A 14,802-nucleotide genomic window follows, 5' to 3' on the forward strand; every position below is an offset into this window, starting at 1 on the left:
ATACTATCCGTATGTGTGATGGAAGATTTTATGTTGGGGGGAAGAGAATGAAAGAATCCACGAAAAATTATAAGCTTCACAAATTGGGAGAGCGGCAGTACCTGACGCTAAATGCTTTTGCGGCATATCCGGAGCTTGTGCATCTGTTTACAACGCGTCACGGCGGTGTGAGCGGCGGCTGTACCGCCAGCTGGAATTTTGGAGCGCGAACTCTGGACAGTGAGGAAAATATACGGCAGAATTATGAGCTTTTAGCGGAGACATTGGGAACTGGCGCTGAGAGCCTTGTCGTTTCAGATCAGACCCATACCACCAATATTCGAGTGGTGCAGGCATCGGATGCGGGAAAGGGTGTAACGTGTCCCAAGGATTACGAAGATGTGGATGGTCTTGTGACTGATGTACCGGGGATTGCTATAGTAACTGGTCATGCAGACTGCAATGCAGTGTTTTTTTATGATCCGCTAAAGAGAGTTATCGGTCTTGCCCATTCGGGATGGAGAGGAACACTTGGCGGTATCAGCAGGGAAATGGTGCGTAAGATGAAAGATTGCTACGGCAGCTCTGCAGAAAATTTGATCACAGGGCTTGGACCTGCCCTTTGCCAAGACTGTTTTGAGGTGGATACGGATGTCGCGCAGCGTTTTTTTGATAAGGACGAAAATTATAGAAATTTTTCTTACCAAAAAGGCGAAAAATATTATCTTGACTTAAAGCAAATCATCAGGTATGATTTGCTGGCAGAGGGAATTTTGCCAGAACATTTCAGCGATATGAATCTCTGTACGAAATGCCATAAGGACGTATTCTTTTCCCACCGGGGGCACCAGGGGAAACGAGGTATTATGGCAGCAGCGATGTTGTTACGATAGAAAGAGGACGAAAAAATGCGATATCTACAGAAAGTGTTATATCTGACTGCAGGGGTCGGGGAACAACTTCTGCGATGCGGTGCGGAGATTGCCCGTGTAGAAGAGACCATGGAGAGAATTGCAAAGCACTATGGAACGACAAAACAGCAGGTATTTATCATATCTAACGGTGTGTTTGTCAATTTGGAAATGGGAACAGAAGAGCGGGAGACCAGCCTGGAGCCGATTATGAGCACCAGTGTAGATCTAAACAAACTTTGCGAACTGAATAATCTGTCGCGAAAAATAGAGCAGATGGATTTAGAGATTGATGCCGCAATAGAAGAATTTGAGGCAATTAGACAGGGGCGGAAATATAATAAGTGGCTGCACGTTCTCTGCTCTGGTATCGGTGCGGCAGCGTTTTGCTATTTTCTCGGAGGAGGAACGTTAGACTGCATGGTAGCTTGTCTGATGGGGATTCTCGTTTGGGGCTTTTTTCTGGCACTGGAACCCCTGCATCTTTCCAATGTGCTTCTGCACATTGCTGCTAGCTTTATAGCGGCGGGAGGCTGCGTGCTGATGATGAGAATGGGCATGGTGGAAAATCTTGATAAAGCCATTGTCGGGGCGATTATACCGCTGCTTCCCAGTGTGGCTTTTGTTAATGGCGTGCGGGATTTAGTGGATCAGAACTATATCTCCGGCGGGGTCAGAATGGTAGACGCAATTTTACTGTTTACCTGCATTACCACAGGAGTATTTTTAGCATTGCAGCTGGGAGGTCGTGTCTGATGATAGAATTTGTATTGCAGGGCATTGCTGCCTGTATCGGAACAGCGGCTTTTGCGGTGCTGTTTAAAGTGCCGGGCAGACAGTGCGGCGTATGCGGCCTTGTTGGACTTGCGGGCTGGGTCATTTATACCCTCTGTCTTCCTTTTATGTCCATTGCGCTGGCATCATTTCTTGCAGCGGCAGTTATTGCACTTCTTGCGAGAATCCTTGCCGTATTTTGTAAGGTGCCTGCCAACGTGATTATGATTCCTGGGATATTTCCCATTATTCCAGGGATTAGCATCTATAACATGATCTATAATCTGTTTATCGGAAATACGGTGCAGGGGCTGTCTGGCGGTTTTGCAGTGCTGAAAATCATCGGCGCTATGGTGCTGGGCATGGTGGCGGTGTTCTCTCTGCCGAGAAGTATGTTCCGCAGACATAAAAAAGTTTCTTAAAAAGAACCTTTTTCGTGAATTTTCTCGTTTTCACAGTGAATTCTGTAAAGTGCTATGAAAGACGAGGAAAAGTTTCTTTAAAAGATACATACAAGAAAAAGATTTCCTGCAAGGAAACGACCCTGGGTTTGTCATCGGCAGATTTCAGATGATAAAATAGCCTCATGAATTTTAGTTGTGAGGTGTAAAGATGAACAAAATTAAAACAGCTGATTCCCTGACCATTGGCTTTGCACTCTTTGCAATGTTCTTTGGAGCAGGGAATCTTATTTTTCCTCCATTTTTAGGCTGGGAGTCCGGCGGATCCTGGCTGATTGGATTTTTATGCTTTATTTTTATTGATATCGGTATGAGCTTGTTTGCCATGATTGCTATTGCAGGAAGCGGAGAGGGTGCAGAAGGGCTTACGGGAAAGCTTGGAAATAAAATTTCTACTGTGGTTCTTGCGCTTAACTGTCTGTGCATTGGACCTTTTGTAGCGGTTCCTAGGACGGCGGCAATTACCTATGAGGTCGGTGTAGTACCGAACCTGGGAGCAATAAACTCCTGGTTATTTACTGGGATTTTCTTTGCAGTCGCATTTCTTCTCAGCGCAAAACAGAGCAAGGTTGTAGATCTTGTAGGGAAATTTATGGCGCCTGTGATGTTTGTTGCACTTTTAGTAATGATTGGAAAAGGAATTGTAACGCCGCTGGGGGAAATCGGACCTTCTGCCCAGACGGGAAGTGTTGTGAGAAACGGACTGCTGTCCGGCTATCAGACTATGGATATGATGGCTGCGTATATTTTCTCTGTAGCGATTTTGATGACCATTCGTCAGAAAGGATATAGCCAGCAGAAGGAACACTCTGCGCTGATTCTAAGGGGTGGTCTTATTGCAACGGTATTGCTAGTCGTGGTGTATGGCGGCCTTGCCTATATAGGCGCGACTATGTCGGTTTCTGTAAAGGAACAACTGAGTCAGGCACAGCTTCTGATTTTGCTGACAGAACAGCTTCTGGGAAAGCCTGGTATGCTTCTTCTGGGTGTGATTGTCGCCTTTGCCTGTCTGACGACGGCAGTTGGACTTTTGACTTCCATTGCATCCTTCTTTGCAGAAAAAACAGGTGTAAAGTATGAAGTGCTGGTTGCTGTATTTACGCTGGTTTCTTGGGTCATTTCCAATTTTGGAACTTCAACGATTATTTCTATGGCAGCGCCGGTACTGGATTTGATTTATCCGGTGTTGATTGTGCTGGTGGTATTTGGATTTTTGGGAAGGTGGATTCGGTCAGAAACGACCTACCGCTTTGCAGCATTTGGCGCCTTTGCAGCATCGGTGCTTTTGCAGATTGGAAATATCTTCGACATTGATATCTTTGCAAATCTGCTGCCGCTGTCCGGACTGGGCTTCGGCTGGATTATCCCGGCAGGGATTTTTACAGTGCTGGGCGTGCTGAAAACGAAGAAAATTTAGCGCCTTTGCAGCGATACGATACCGGTGTTTCGAATGCGTCTGATTTCCATCTGGTCGAAGGCGAGGGCGTCAAGGAGCAGCTGGTTTTCTGTCAGCGGTTTTTCTGAAATGACTGCCTTGCAGGTGACGGGAACCAGATTGGCAAAGGATAGACCGGTGAGAAGACCGATATTAAAGAGCAGGTTATCCAGATTAGAGCGATAGCAGATGGAAACCTGCTCAATATTATTTTTTTGATTGATTAAATGCAGATGCGTAAAGATGTCCTTTTTGGTGATAAAACCGTAGTAGAAACCCTGGCATTTTTCGGGTGTCTGAAAAGAGGGAACGCCGTAGAACATGGAAGCTTCCTGATGATGCAGATTCGAATTTTGATTGCCGCTGTAAATTTCTACAAGACTTCTGTGGAGTGTGCCGCTGCGTCCGGCAAGGTTGTACAGATAAAACTGAGATACGACGTTTTTTTCAGATGAGAAGTCTTCTTCCTCTGCAATTGTCAAAAGTGCGTGCATAGGTATTTGCAGAAGCTGGCATATTTCGTGCAGGGTTTCAAGATCCAGTGCAATAGCTGCATGCTCATATTTAGAAATGGTTGATTTTGTTTTATGCAGTGCATCTGCAAATTCCTGCTGACTGAAGCCCTTGGCTTTTCTGAACATGCGGATTCTGTTTCCAACTTCTTTGCTGTACTGGTTCATCAATTCTGTGCCTCCTATTTTCCTCCTTATATTGTACATCAGGTCGGGGTGGTTTGCCAATGATTCTTTTTGCAGAGATTCAAGCCTGACTTTGCTATCTGAACCGATTTATGGTAGAATAAAAAACTAAGTGAAAATGATAGGAGTTTAAACGAAATATGCAGAATATTATTTTAGTGGGAATGCCCTCCTGCGGGAAGAGCACGGTGGGTGTTGTTCTTGCAAAAACTTTAAATAAAGGTTTTGTGGACACGGATCTTTTAATTCAGCAACGGGAGAAGCGAACCTTGCAGGAGATTATTGACAGTCGAGGCAATGGGTATTTTCATCGGGTAGAAGAATCTGTGCTGCTGGATTTTAAGGGAGCGGATTATGTCGTTGCCACAGGCGGTAGTGCTATTTATTTTGACAAGGCGATGAATCGCTTCAAGGAAAACGGCATCGTTGTGTATCTGCAGGTGACGCTGGACACGGTGCTTGAGCGGCTGTCTAATATTAAAACCCGCGGCGTGACTTTGGAAAAGGGACAGACTCTGGCGGATCTTTACCAGCAGCGAGTGCCGCTTTATGAAAAATATGCGGATGTAACGATTTGCTGTGATGAATGTACGGTAGAAGACGTAGTAGAAAAAATTGCCGCAGCGCTGAACTGATGGAAATCTGTGCATGAAATTAGGAAGTGTGGCATAAATTGAGAAGAATGGGAAAAGATATTTTTACAGGAATAACCGAAAGGAAGGTTTTGTTATAGGAACGTTTTGATACACTTTGCCGCATAGCGGCATCTTGTTAAGATTGGGGTAAGGAATTTTATGTGTACAGCGATTACGTACAAGACGAAGGACTTTTATTTTGGGAGGACACTGGATTATGAGTTCTCTTATGGGGACGAGGTTACCATAACACCGCGAAACTATCCGTTTCGCTTTCGGAACATGGAGACGATGGAAAACCACCATGCGATGATTGGGATGGCGTATGTGCCGGAGGATGAGCCGCTTTACTATGAGGCCGTCAATGAAGCGGGGCTTGGTATGGCAGGACTGAACTTTGTGGGCAACGCGGTGTATCAGAAAGAAGTGAAACAGGGGAAGTGCAATCTTGCCCAATTTGAACTGATTCCGTGGCTTCTGGGACAATGCGTTTCAGTAAAGGAGGCACGGAAGCTGCTTGCGCGCGTGAATCTTTTGGATACTCCCTACAGCGACAGTCTTCCGCCGGCGCAGCTGCACTGGATGATTGCCGACAAGCAGGAAGCTATCACGCTAGAATCTACCGCGGAGGGATTGTTTATCTATGATAATCCGGTGGGCGTACTGACCAACAATCCGACTTTTGGGGAGCAGATGTTTCAGCTGAATAACTATATGAGCCTGTCGACCTGCGCGCCGCAGAATCATTTTTGTGATAAGCTGCCGCTTTTTGCTTACAGCCGGGGCATGGGCGCTTTAGGGCTTCCGGGAGATTTATCCTCTCAGTCGCGCTTTGTGCGGGCTTCTTTTGTAAAAATGAACTCGGTCAGTGATGATTCGGAAGAAGAAAGCGTCAGTCAGTTTTTTCATATTCTAGGCGCAGTAGATCAGCAGCGTGGCTGCTGTGATTTAGGAGACGGCAAGTACGAGGTGACCCTCTTTACGGCTTGCTGCAATGCGGATCGAGGAATTTACTATTATACTACCTACGATAATCATCAGATTTCGGCAGTGGATATGCGAAGAGAAAATCTGGAGGCATCGGAACTGATCCGGTATCAGCCGGTTCGGGGTCAGCAGATTTACAGGCAGAACTAAATATTTTGCGTTTGCTAGCAAGCCGCTCCCTTGGGCGCGGCTTGCTGCTTTCGCTTTACGGCAGCAGGTTCACAACTGGGTCTACAGCCGGGTTCACAAAGTAGGCAGTCTGTCAGTGCAGAAATTCCAAAAAATCTTCTAAAATATGCACAGCCTGATCTATGTCCGGTGGAGTAGTGGAGCAGCGAAAACGGTAAAGGCAATCAAACTCGCTAGCATTTTTACGTGCGGGTTTTTCTTTTGCTTGACGAAAGAACAAATGTTCATTATAATGATAAGGTATAACAATGAAAGAAGGAGTGATCCCTTGATTTTTGGACGTCATATCAATCCATATTATTTTCGGTACGCACCGATGCTTTTCTTCGGCATGGCCGCACTGCTTTTGGTAGACTGCCTGCAGCTGGCGATTCCTAATTTATATCAGATGGTAATAAATGGTATGAATCAGGGCTTTGTCGAGGTTGACGGAACGGCAGTATCTTTTGATATGGACTTTTTACTGGATAGAATCTGCATGCCGATGACAGGGATTATTCTTGCCATCGTTTTCGGCCGTTTTTTGTGGCGGGTGATGTTTTTCGGGGCGGCAGTCCGTGTGGAAGCAGGGCTCCGGGAGGATATGTTTGACAACTGCCGACGGCTAAGCCTGGCGTATTACCAGCACAATAAAGTCGGCAATTTGATGAGTTTATTTACCAATGATTTGGATACAGTACAGGAGTGTTTCGGCTGGGGCATTATGATGTTTTTGGACACGCTTTTTCTCGGCGTTTTGGCAATCGCCAAGATGTGGAAGATGGACGCGGTGCTGACGCTGCTTTCTCTGATTCCTATGGCGCTTCTGCTTGCCAGCGCTACGGTTGTAGGCCGTTATATGATGGTGAAATGGGACATCAGACAGGAGGCTTTTTCCAAGCTTTCAGATTTCTCGCAGGAAAGCTTTTCGGGCATTGCTGTCATCAAAGCCTTTGTAAAGGAAGCAAGGGAACTGCTGGCGTTTCAGAATTTGAATGTAGAGAACGAAAACGCCAATATCGATCATACGAAGGCCTCGGTACTTCTGCGCATCCTGGTTACCATGTTTGTGGAAAGTGTGATTTGCATCATCCTGGGATATGGTGGTTATCTTGTCTACCGGGGCGTCTTTAACGCAGGGGAACTGGTAGAGTTTATCGGATATTTTAATGCTGTAGTATGGCCGATTATGGCGGTTTCCGAACTGATCGACATGACCTCTCGGGGCAAGGCTTCTCTGAACCGAATCGGAGAACTTCTGGATGCGGAGCCGACCGTAACGGATCGCCCCGGTGCGTCTGTCCTGGAGGATGTCAGAGGCGAAATTCGTTTTGAGAGTCTCTGTTTTCACTATCCTGGCGAAAAGCGGGAAGCTCTGTCTGATATTACCTGCACGATTAAAGCTGGGGAGCAGGTGGGCATTGTAGGAAAGACTGGCGCGGGAAAAACGACTTTCGTCGATCTGCTGCTACGAACCTATAACGTGAATGACGGCATGATTTTTCTGGATGGAAAGGAAATCAACGACCTGACGATTGCTTCCGTGCGGGAGGCGTTTGCCTATGTGCTGCAGGATAATTTTCTCTTTTCGGATACGATTGCGCGAAATATCGCCTTTGGAATGGATGGAGACGTGTCAGGGATGGATCGCATACAGACCGCGGCGAGAATGGCGGACATTGATGAGGATGTCTGCGGCTTTACCGCTGGCTACGATACGGTGCTGGGCGAAAGAGGCGTGACGGTGTCCGGAGGGCAGAAACAGAGAATTTCAATCGCGCGCGCTTTGATGAAGGATGCGCCGATATTGATTTTGGATGATTCGGTTTCAGCGGTGGACACCAAGACGGAAAGAATGATTTTGCAGAATTTGCGTTCGGTGCGGAAGGGAAAAACGACGCTTCTAATCGCGCACCGTATTTCCACCATCGAGCAGATGGACCGTATTTTGTTCTTGGAAAACGGGCGCCTGGTGGCGGAAGGAAGCCATGCGCAGCTTTATGACAGCTGCCTGCCGTACCGCAAGATGGTGGAGCTACAGAAACTGGAAGAGAGAGGAGATGAGGCGAATGCGTAGCTATCTCCCGATTCTGATTGTGGGTGCAATCATCGGTGTCTTTACGCTGATTTTTGTACTGACCTATCTGGTAGAAAAAAATAAAAAAGAAGCGCCGGATTTGGACCGCCATATGAAAGATGGAGAACTGATCAAAAGGCTGATGACCTATGCCAGACCTTACCGGAAAGAATTTTTGAAGGTACTTATACTTTTGTTATTTTCGATTGCGTATGATTTGACTTCACCTCTTTTAATTGGCTATATCGAAGAGACGGTAAAGGGTTCGTTCGCCCTGTCTTATCTTTGGACGATGGTGGGATTTTACGCAGGAATTTTGATTGTCAGTATGATCTGTACCTACGGACAGTCCATGATTTTACAGCGCACGGGGCAGAAAATTCTTTCTGCGCTGCGAGAGGATGTTTTCATCCATATAGAGGGGCTTTCTCATGGACAGCTTTCGGCGATTCCTGTAGGTAAGCTGGTTACCAGGGTGACCAATGACACCAATGCAATTTCTTATATGTTTACCAATATTTTAGTGACGCTGATTAAAAACATGGTAGTCATCTTCGGCGTGCTGTTTGCCATGCTACTGCTCAACTACGAGCTGACCCTGATGGTGTTGTGCTTTGTGCCTTTTGTGGTGCTGTTTACAGTACTCTTTCGGCATTTTTCCCGTAAAGTGCACCGCAGGGTTAATAACGCGACGACGGATGTGAATACCTACCTTTCAGAAAATCTGTCCGGCATGAAGATTACGCAGGTATTCAATCAGGAAGAACGCAAGATGGAGGAATTTCGGGCAAAAAGCCAGACGTTACGGAAGGCAAAAAAGGACAGAATTTTCGTTTTCGGGATTTTTCGTCCGATGGTATACATGCTTTATGTATCTTCGGTGATGTGCCTGTTTTATCTGGGTGGCAGGGGCTACATTGATGATCTTCAGCTGTTTGGACAGACGGTGACCAGCGGCGTAGTTGTCACATTCTATATGTATATTTCACGTTTTTTTAATCCAATTCAGACTTTGGCGGAGCAGTTTGATATGCTGCAGCGATCCTTTGCCGCCGCGGAGAAAATTTTCACTATCATGGACATGGCGCCGGAAATTGTGGACGTGGAAGAAGAGGAGCAGCTGATTGAGCTAGAGACTCTGCGCGGCGAGATCGAATTTCGTGATGTTTGGTTTTGCTACAATCCTGGTCAGTGGGTGCTGAAAGGTGTGTCCTTTCATGTGTATCCGGGTCAGACCGCAGCCTTTGTTGGCGCGACAGGCTCCGGCAAGTCGACCATCCTGTCTCTGATTTGTAGGAATTACGATATTCAGGAAGGGCAGATTCTGATTGATGGAATCGAAATCAGAAAAATCAAGATTGCTTCGCTTCGCCGCCACTTCGGGCAGATGCTGCAGGATGTATTCCTGTTTTCCGGCACGGTGCGCAGTAACCTGACGCTACGGGGTGATTTTACCGATGAAGAGGTCTGGCAGGCGTGCCGCTATGTCAACGCGGACAGTTTTATCAGTAAGCTGGAGCATGGTTTGGATCAGGAGGTCAGGGAAAGGGGGAATAACTTTTCCGCTGGGCAGCGGCAGCTTTTGTCCTTTGCCAGAACGGTGCTGCACCGACCTTCTGTGATGATTCTCGATGAAGCAACGGCCAATATTGACACGGAAACGGAACTTCTGATTCAGGATTCTCTAGAGAGGATGCGAAATATTGGCACCATGCTCATTGTAGCACATCGTCTTTCTACGATACAGCATGCGGATCACATCATTTTGCTTTCTCATGGCGAAATTGCAGAAGAGGGCAACCATCAACAGCTGCTTGCAAAGCAGGGGAGATATTACCAGCTGTATATGTTGCAGTATAGCCGCAGACAGATGGCGGATGGAGAAACTTACGCGTCGGGGCAGGAAGAGTGCTGAAGCAACATAGAAAAAGCCGGACAGGCAATTAGGTTTGCTGGTCCGACTTTTTGCATATTTTCTTTAGATTTCCGCTTTCCAAAATCCGTGGAGATTACAGTATTCATAGGCTGCGATTGCTTTTTCGCCTTCACAGAGAACAAACTGCGCAGTGGGTTTTCCGGTTTTATCCAGATATTTTCTCTGTACGCCCTGATTTGTCTCCAAGATGATGAAGGCGATGTGATGCTCTTCCATCATCGGATGTTCGGTGCTGCTGACACAGACAGTAACTTTATTTCCGTCGATAGTAACAACGGGCACATGTTTTTCCTGCGCTGCGTCTGTAGTGTTTGGATTCATCAGCTGCATCGCTTCACCGCAGCAGGCGGGTTTTACACCTTTGTCTTCCACCATTTCTACAATATTACCGCAATGGGCGCATTTAAATAATTTTACCATGCAAATTTCCTCCTGATTGATTTGTTTTTATTAATATACCCCCTGGGCACGGAATTTAATCATAGCTAGAGAATTGCAGCACTGCGCGAGTTTGTGTGTAGGGAACAGGTGCAGCGGCAACGGTTGGTTTTGCTATATTTTTAAATATATGTTATAATATCAGTTCAAGACAAAAAATATCATAAAGGAGCAGGAATTGTGATTGATGTAGTAAATGTAAGTTTAAACTTCAGCGGGCAGCCGCTGTTTAAAGATGTAGATTTGAAATTCACGCCGGGCAACTGCTACGGCATTATCGGCGCCAACGGCGCAGGAAAGTCCACATTCCTTCGGATTTTGTCCGGAGATTTGGAACCGACTACAGGGCATGTTTCCGTCAAGCCGGGCATTCGGATGTCGGTTTTGAAGCAGGACCACTTCGCTTATGACGCGTATACGGTACTGGATACTGTTATCATGGGCAATGCCAGACTTTACGAGGTTATGCAGGAGAAAGACGCCATCTATATGAAGGAAGATTTCAGTGATGAGGACGGCATCAAGGCGGCGGAGCTTGAGGCAGAGTTTGCGGAGATGGACGGCTGGGAGGCAGAGTCCGATGTGAGCAGGCTGCTGCAGGGACTGGGACTTTCCAACGATATTCTCTATAGCCAGATGAGCGCCCTTTCCGGTAAGGAAAAAGTGAAGGTGCTGTTGGCGCAGGCCCTCTTTGGCAATCCAGGCATTATCCTTTTGGACGAGCCGACCAACCATCTGGATGTAAAAGCCATCAACTGGCTGGAAGATTTCCTCATGGATTATGACGGCACGGTCATCGTAGTTTCCCACGATCGTCACTTCCTCAACACAGTTTGCACAAACATTGTGGACGTAGATTATGGTAAAATTAAGATGTATGTGGGTAACTACGAGTTCTGGTATGAGTCCAGCCAGCTGGTACAGAAGATGGTGAAGGATCAGAACCGCAGAAACGAAGAAAAGATTAAGGAACTGCAGGCGTTTATCCAGCGATTTTCTGCCAACAAATCCAAATCTAAGCAGGCGACCAGCCGTCGTAAGCTGCTCGATAAACTGACGGTAGAAGAGATGCCGGCGTCCTCAAGACGGTATCCATTCGTAGGCTTTAACATGGATAGAGAGCCGGGCAAGGATATTCTTATTGTAGAAGGGATTTCCAAGACTATCGACGGGGTTAAAGTGCTGGACAACATTTCCTTCCGCGTGAATAAAGGGGATAAAATCGCTTTCGTTGGAGAAAATGAAATTGCAAATACGACTCTATTTAAAATCATCATGGGTGAAATGGAGCCAGATGAGGGTTCCTACAAATGGGGCGTTACCATCACTAACTCCTATTTCCCGATGGACAATTCGGAATTTTTTAACGGTTGTAGCTTGAATCTGGTGGAGTGGCTCAGCCAGTACACCAGCGAGACTACAGAGACCTTTATGCGAAGCTTTTTGGGCAGGATGCTTTTCTCAGGGGACGATGTCTATAAGGAAGTACAGGTTCTTTCCGGAGGTGAAAAGGTGCGCTGTATGCTTTCACGCATGATGCTGTTTGGCTCTAACGTGCTGGTTTTGGATCAGCCGACCAACCATTTGGATTTGGAATCTATCACGGCGGTCAATGACGGTCTGAAAAATTTCAAAGGGAATGTGCTCTTTGCATCCCATGACCATGAATTTATTCAGACCATTGCCAATAGAATTATGGAAATTCGCAAGGACGGCACGCTGGTTGACAGACTGTGCACCTACGATGAATATATAGAAGAAAACTAAGGTTTCAGATTGGGGGATCAGAGATTATGCCGGGATTTTATGCGCATCACCGCTTTGGGAAAGAAGTTCTCATCTGTTTGAGGGAGGATTTGCGGGAAGTTGCAGAGAAATACAGGGTACAGTTTGATATTGGGCTGCAGGGACCGGATCTGTTTTTCTTCTATAAGCCTTACAGGAAGAACAGAGTTGTAACCTATGGACATCAGCTTCATAAACGGTCTGTGCTGCCGTTCTTTGAACACGGCCTTTCTGTTGTGGAGAGAAGGGGTGTAGACAGCAGAGAATATGCCTACTTGCTGGGTTTTATCTGTCATTTTATGCTGGATAGTCAATGTCATAGCTATGTCAACTCCATGGTCCTTGAGACAGGCGTTGAGCATCTTGAAATTGAAGAGGAATTTGAAAAATTTCTGCTCCGAGAGGACGGTAAAAAGCCGGTAGCATTTTCGGCGGCTGAACTGGTGCCGCGCGATGGCGAAACTGCCGCATCCATAGCGCCTTTTTATGATGGTATTAGCGAGAAAATTGTGGCGGATTCGCTGGCAGATTTGCAGAAAGTAAAGAGACTGCTCACGGCGCCGGGGATTTTGAAGCAGGGCATCATCAATGGCGCAATGAAGATTTCGGGCCATTACGGGCAGTTGAAAGGTCTGATGAACCAGAGGAAGGATAATCCGGCTTGTGAGGAGACAAATCGGCAACTTCGGGAACTCTTTGAAGAGGCAGTACCTCTGACTGCTGCTATGATAGAAAGTTACGATAAAAGCCTGCGGACGGGAGAAAGACTTGCGAAGCGGTTTGACAGGAATTTTGAATAAGGTATGAGGTAGAAGGTTTCGGCTAAAATAAAAGTTAGATGCATTTTAGCCGAATTTTTGTGCCTGTGATAATCTCCATACGTTTTGATTATGAATTGACATACTGCATAAGTATTAGACATGACTGGCGAGGTGTGTTATACTGAGAACAGTTAAGTTTGAACTGGAATGAAACCGACAGGAGGTTGTTATGGAATATCGTGTAAACCGCCGGACAGGCGATAGAGTAAGTGAGATTGGAATGGGCGCGCATCTGACCCCTGCGACAGAAAAAGAGGGCGTGGAGACCCTGCAGATGGCTTATGAAGCAGGTATTAACTTTTATGACTTCGCGGCTGCAGAAAGCGCTTGTTTTGACTATTATGACAAGGCTTTCGGTGATGCTAGAAAGAATGTATTCTATCAGATTCACTTTGGCACGGAGTTCAGCACCGGTGTTTATGGGAAAAATTTAGCGCTGGATTCTGTGAAGAAAAATATCGACTGGCAGCTTTCTAAGCTGAACACAGATTATATTGACTACGGTTTTATTCACTGTTTGGATACGGAAGAGGAGTGGAACAAATACCTCGATAACGGCGTTCTGGCATACATAGAAGCATTGAAGCAGCAGGGCGTGGTGCGTCATATCGGTATGTCTTCCCATACGCCTTCTGTAGCGGCGCTGGGACTTGATACGGGTCTTGTGGATATGCTCATGTTCAGCATCAATGCGGGCTATGACTACTGTCACGGCGAGTATGCGGTCGGCGCCTCTGATGAGCGAATGGAACTTTATAAACGCTGCGAGAAAGAGGATGTCGGGATTTCGGTGATGAAAGTATTCTCTGCCGGGCAGCTGCTTTCGGAAAAAACTTCTCCTTTTGGCAAGGCGATGACGGAAATTCAATGCTTGCAGTACGCGCTGGATAAGCCTGGCGTGCTGACAGTGCTTCCGGGTATCATGAATAAGGCGGAGCTTCAGCGGATTTTGAGTTTCTATGATGCTTCGCCATCGGAAAAAGACTATTCTATGATTTCGTCTTTAACGCCGGCTGAGGTGAAAGGTGTATGCGTGTATTGCAACCATTGTCAGCCGTGTCCGGCGGGACTTGATGTAGGTCTGATTAACAAGTATTACGATCTGGCAAAAGTTGGCGATAGCCTGGCAGCCGATCATTATGCAAATCTGGAAAAGAAAGCCGAACAGTGTACCGCTTGCGGCCACTGCGACAAAAGCTGTCCTTTCGGCGTAGGTCAGAGTGAACGCATGAAAGAAATTGCTGCGTACTTTAGTGATAGCTTAGCTGTTGGCGACTAACGGCAGATTAATACACGGCAAACGTCAGGAATCTACGTAGCGTAGGTTGCTGTCGAAAGGTAGGCATGAAAGTGGATATCTATGGCTGGATTGTTGCACACTGCAATCAGCACGGACTGTTTAATATATGCGTGTAGAGATATTGTTCTCTACACGTTTTTCTTTTGGCATCTAGTCAGGATAAGCAGAAAAGAAATGACGATATTGGGGTATCATGATATAATGTGCATAAAGATAAACTGGAATTCTGATAAGACATATTTTATACCATTTATTAACTGTTATATCTTATCTTCAAAAAGTCCGCAAACCCTTGAAAATGCTAAATTTATAGCAAGTGAGTTTGCCCTTAGGCTTTCCCTCGTGTTATATCCTTTTCTCTCATGTTACGAACCCTCATAAGGGCAAAAATAAGGGA

Annotated in this window: 13 protein-coding genes; 11 read left to right on the forward strand and 2 right to left on the reverse strand. The window is 46.3% G+C overall.

Annotated elements, in window-relative coordinates:
- Positions 1 to 47: 47 nt before the first annotated feature.
- The 4 genes from pgeF (at position 48) to brnQ (ending at position 3,542) form a co-directional block, all read left to right on the forward strand.
- Positions 48 to 872, forward strand: a complete 825-nt coding sequence (pgeF, locus tag NFR88_RS06340; RefSeq protein ID WP_251614305.1) for a peptidoglycan editing factor PgeF — start codon at positions 48 to 50, stop codon at positions 870 to 872.
- Positions 873 to 887: 15 nt separating this feature from the next.
- The gene (locus tag NFR88_RS06345; protein ID WP_161908906.1) at positions 888 to 1,646 is read left to right on the forward strand and encodes a threonine/serine exporter family protein; all 759 of its coding nucleotides are present in this window, start codon (positions 888 to 890) and stop codon (positions 1,644 to 1,646) included.
- On the forward strand, positions 1,646 to 2,086 hold the full coding sequence (locus NFR88_RS06350; RefSeq protein WP_251614309.1) for a threonine/serine exporter family protein: 441 nt from the start codon (positions 1,646 to 1,648) through the stop codon (positions 2,084 to 2,086). Before NFR88_RS06345 ends, NFR88_RS06350 begins: the two co-directional genes overlap by 1 nt.
- A gap of 190 nt (positions 2,087 to 2,276) precedes the next feature.
- Positions 2,277 to 3,542 (forward strand): branched-chain amino acid transport system II carrier protein, encoded by a 1,266-nt coding sequence (gene brnQ / locus NFR88_RS06355; protein WP_160200819.1) that lies wholly within the window; start codon positions 2,277 to 2,279, stop codon positions 3,540 to 3,542.
- Here brnQ and NFR88_RS06360 read toward each other — a convergent pair.
- Complete coding sequence (locus NFR88_RS06360; protein ID WP_251614311.1) at positions 3,539 to 4,240, reverse strand: helix-turn-helix domain-containing protein; 702 nt, start codon at positions 4,238 to 4,240, stop codon at positions 3,539 to 3,541. The two genes, brnQ and NFR88_RS06360, sit on opposite strands and share 4 nt — an antisense overlap.
- A gap of 158 nt (positions 4,241 to 4,398) precedes the next feature.
- Here NFR88_RS06360 and NFR88_RS06365 point away from each other — a divergent pair, with 158 nt between their 5' ends.
- The 4 genes from NFR88_RS06365 (at position 4,399) to NFR88_RS06380 (ending at position 10,040) form a co-directional block, all read left to right on the forward strand.
- Positions 4,399 to 4,893, forward strand: coding sequence for a shikimate kinase (locus tag NFR88_RS06365; RefSeq protein ID WP_251614314.1), 495 nt, complete (start codon positions 4,399 to 4,401; stop codon positions 4,891 to 4,893).
- Positions 4,894 to 5,052: 159 nt separating this feature from the next.
- On the forward strand, positions 5,053 to 6,030 hold the full coding sequence (bsh, locus tag NFR88_RS06370; RefSeq protein ID WP_251614316.1) for a choloylglycine hydrolase: 978 nt from the start codon (positions 5,053 to 5,055) through the stop codon (positions 6,028 to 6,030).
- Between the two features lie 307 nt (positions 6,031 to 6,337).
- The gene (locus NFR88_RS06375; protein ID WP_251614318.1) at positions 6,338 to 8,125 is read left to right on the forward strand and encodes an ABC transporter ATP-binding protein; all 1,788 of its coding nucleotides are present in this window, start codon (positions 6,338 to 6,340) and stop codon (positions 8,123 to 8,125) included.
- A complete protein-coding gene (locus tag NFR88_RS06380) occupies positions 8,118 to 10,040 on the forward strand; it encodes an ABC transporter ATP-binding protein (protein ID WP_161908902.1) in 1,923 nt (640 codons plus the stop codon). Before NFR88_RS06375 ends, NFR88_RS06380 begins: the two co-directional genes overlap by 8 nt.
- Positions 10,041 to 10,103: 63 nt before the next feature.
- On the opposite strand, the gene NFR88_RS06385 is transcribed toward NFR88_RS06380, so the two are convergent.
- Entirely contained in the window at positions 10,104 to 10,481 is a 378-nt protein-coding gene (locus NFR88_RS06385; RefSeq protein WP_160200825.1) for a desulfoferrodoxin family protein, read from the reverse strand.
- Positions 10,482 to 10,679: 198 nt separating this feature from the next.
- Between NFR88_RS06385 and NFR88_RS06390 the strand changes: the two genes are divergently transcribed.
- From NFR88_RS06390 to NFR88_RS06400, 3 genes are all read left to right on the forward strand, one after another.
- Positions 10,680 to 12,266: an ABC-F family ATP-binding cassette domain-containing protein gene (locus NFR88_RS06390; RefSeq protein WP_161908901.1), complete on the forward strand. Its 1,587-nt coding sequence runs from the start codon at positions 10,680 to 10,682 to the stop codon at positions 12,264 to 12,266.
- Between the two features lie 26 nt (positions 12,267 to 12,292).
- Entirely contained in the window at positions 12,293 to 13,084 is a 792-nt protein-coding gene (locus NFR88_RS06395; RefSeq protein ID WP_251614320.1) for a zinc dependent phospholipase C family protein, read from the forward strand.
- A 190-nt stretch (positions 13,085 to 13,274) separates the two neighbouring features.
- Positions 13,275 to 14,384 (forward strand): aldo/keto reductase, encoded by a 1,110-nt coding sequence (locus NFR88_RS06400; protein WP_251614322.1) that lies wholly within the window; start codon positions 13,275 to 13,277, stop codon positions 14,382 to 14,384.
- Positions 14,385 to 14,802 lie beyond the last annotated feature (418 nt).

It is taken from the genome of Senimuribacter intestinalis, from assembly GCF_943192965.1.
GTDB lineage: Bacteria > Bacillota > Clostridia > Peptostreptococcales > Anaerovoracaceae > Senimuribacter > Senimuribacter intestinalis.

Coding starts and splice junctions, on each gene's coding strand:
- NFR88_RS06385 (WP_160200825.1), bottom strand. CDS start 10,481: ATGGTAAAATTATTTAAATGCGCCCATTGCGGTAATATTGTAGAAATG.
- NFR88_RS06380 (WP_161908902.1), top strand. CDS start 8,118: ATGCGTAGCTATCTCCCGATTCTGATTGTGGGTGCAATCATCGGTGTC.
- bsh (WP_251614316.1), top strand. CDS start 5,053: ATGTGTACAGCGATTACGTACAAGACGAAGGACTTTTATTTTGGGAGG.
- brnQ (WP_160200819.1), top strand. CDS start 2,277: ATGAACAAAATTAAAACAGCTGATTCCCTGACCATTGGCTTTGCACTC.
- NFR88_RS06400 (WP_251614322.1), top strand. CDS start 13,275: ATGGAATATCGTGTAAACCGCCGGACAGGCGATAGAGTAAGTGAGATT.
- NFR88_RS06345 (WP_161908906.1), top strand. CDS start 888: ATGCGATATCTACAGAAAGTGTTATATCTGACTGCAGGGGTCGGGGAA.
- NFR88_RS06395 (WP_251614320.1), top strand. CDS start 12,293: ATGCCGGGATTTTATGCGCATCACCGCTTTGGGAAAGAAGTTCTCATC.
- pgeF (WP_251614305.1), top strand. CDS start 48: ATGAAAGAATCCACGAAAAATTATAAGCTTCACAAATTGGGAGAGCGG.
- NFR88_RS06350 (WP_251614309.1), top strand. CDS start 1,646: ATGATAGAATTTGTATTGCAGGGCATTGCTGCCTGTATCGGAACAGCG.
- NFR88_RS06360 (WP_251614311.1), bottom strand. CDS start 4,240: ATGAACCAGTACAGCAAAGAAGTTGGAAACAGAATCCGCATGTTCAGA.
- NFR88_RS06365 (WP_251614314.1), top strand. CDS start 4,399: ATGCAGAATATTATTTTAGTGGGAATGCCCTCCTGCGGGAAGAGCACG.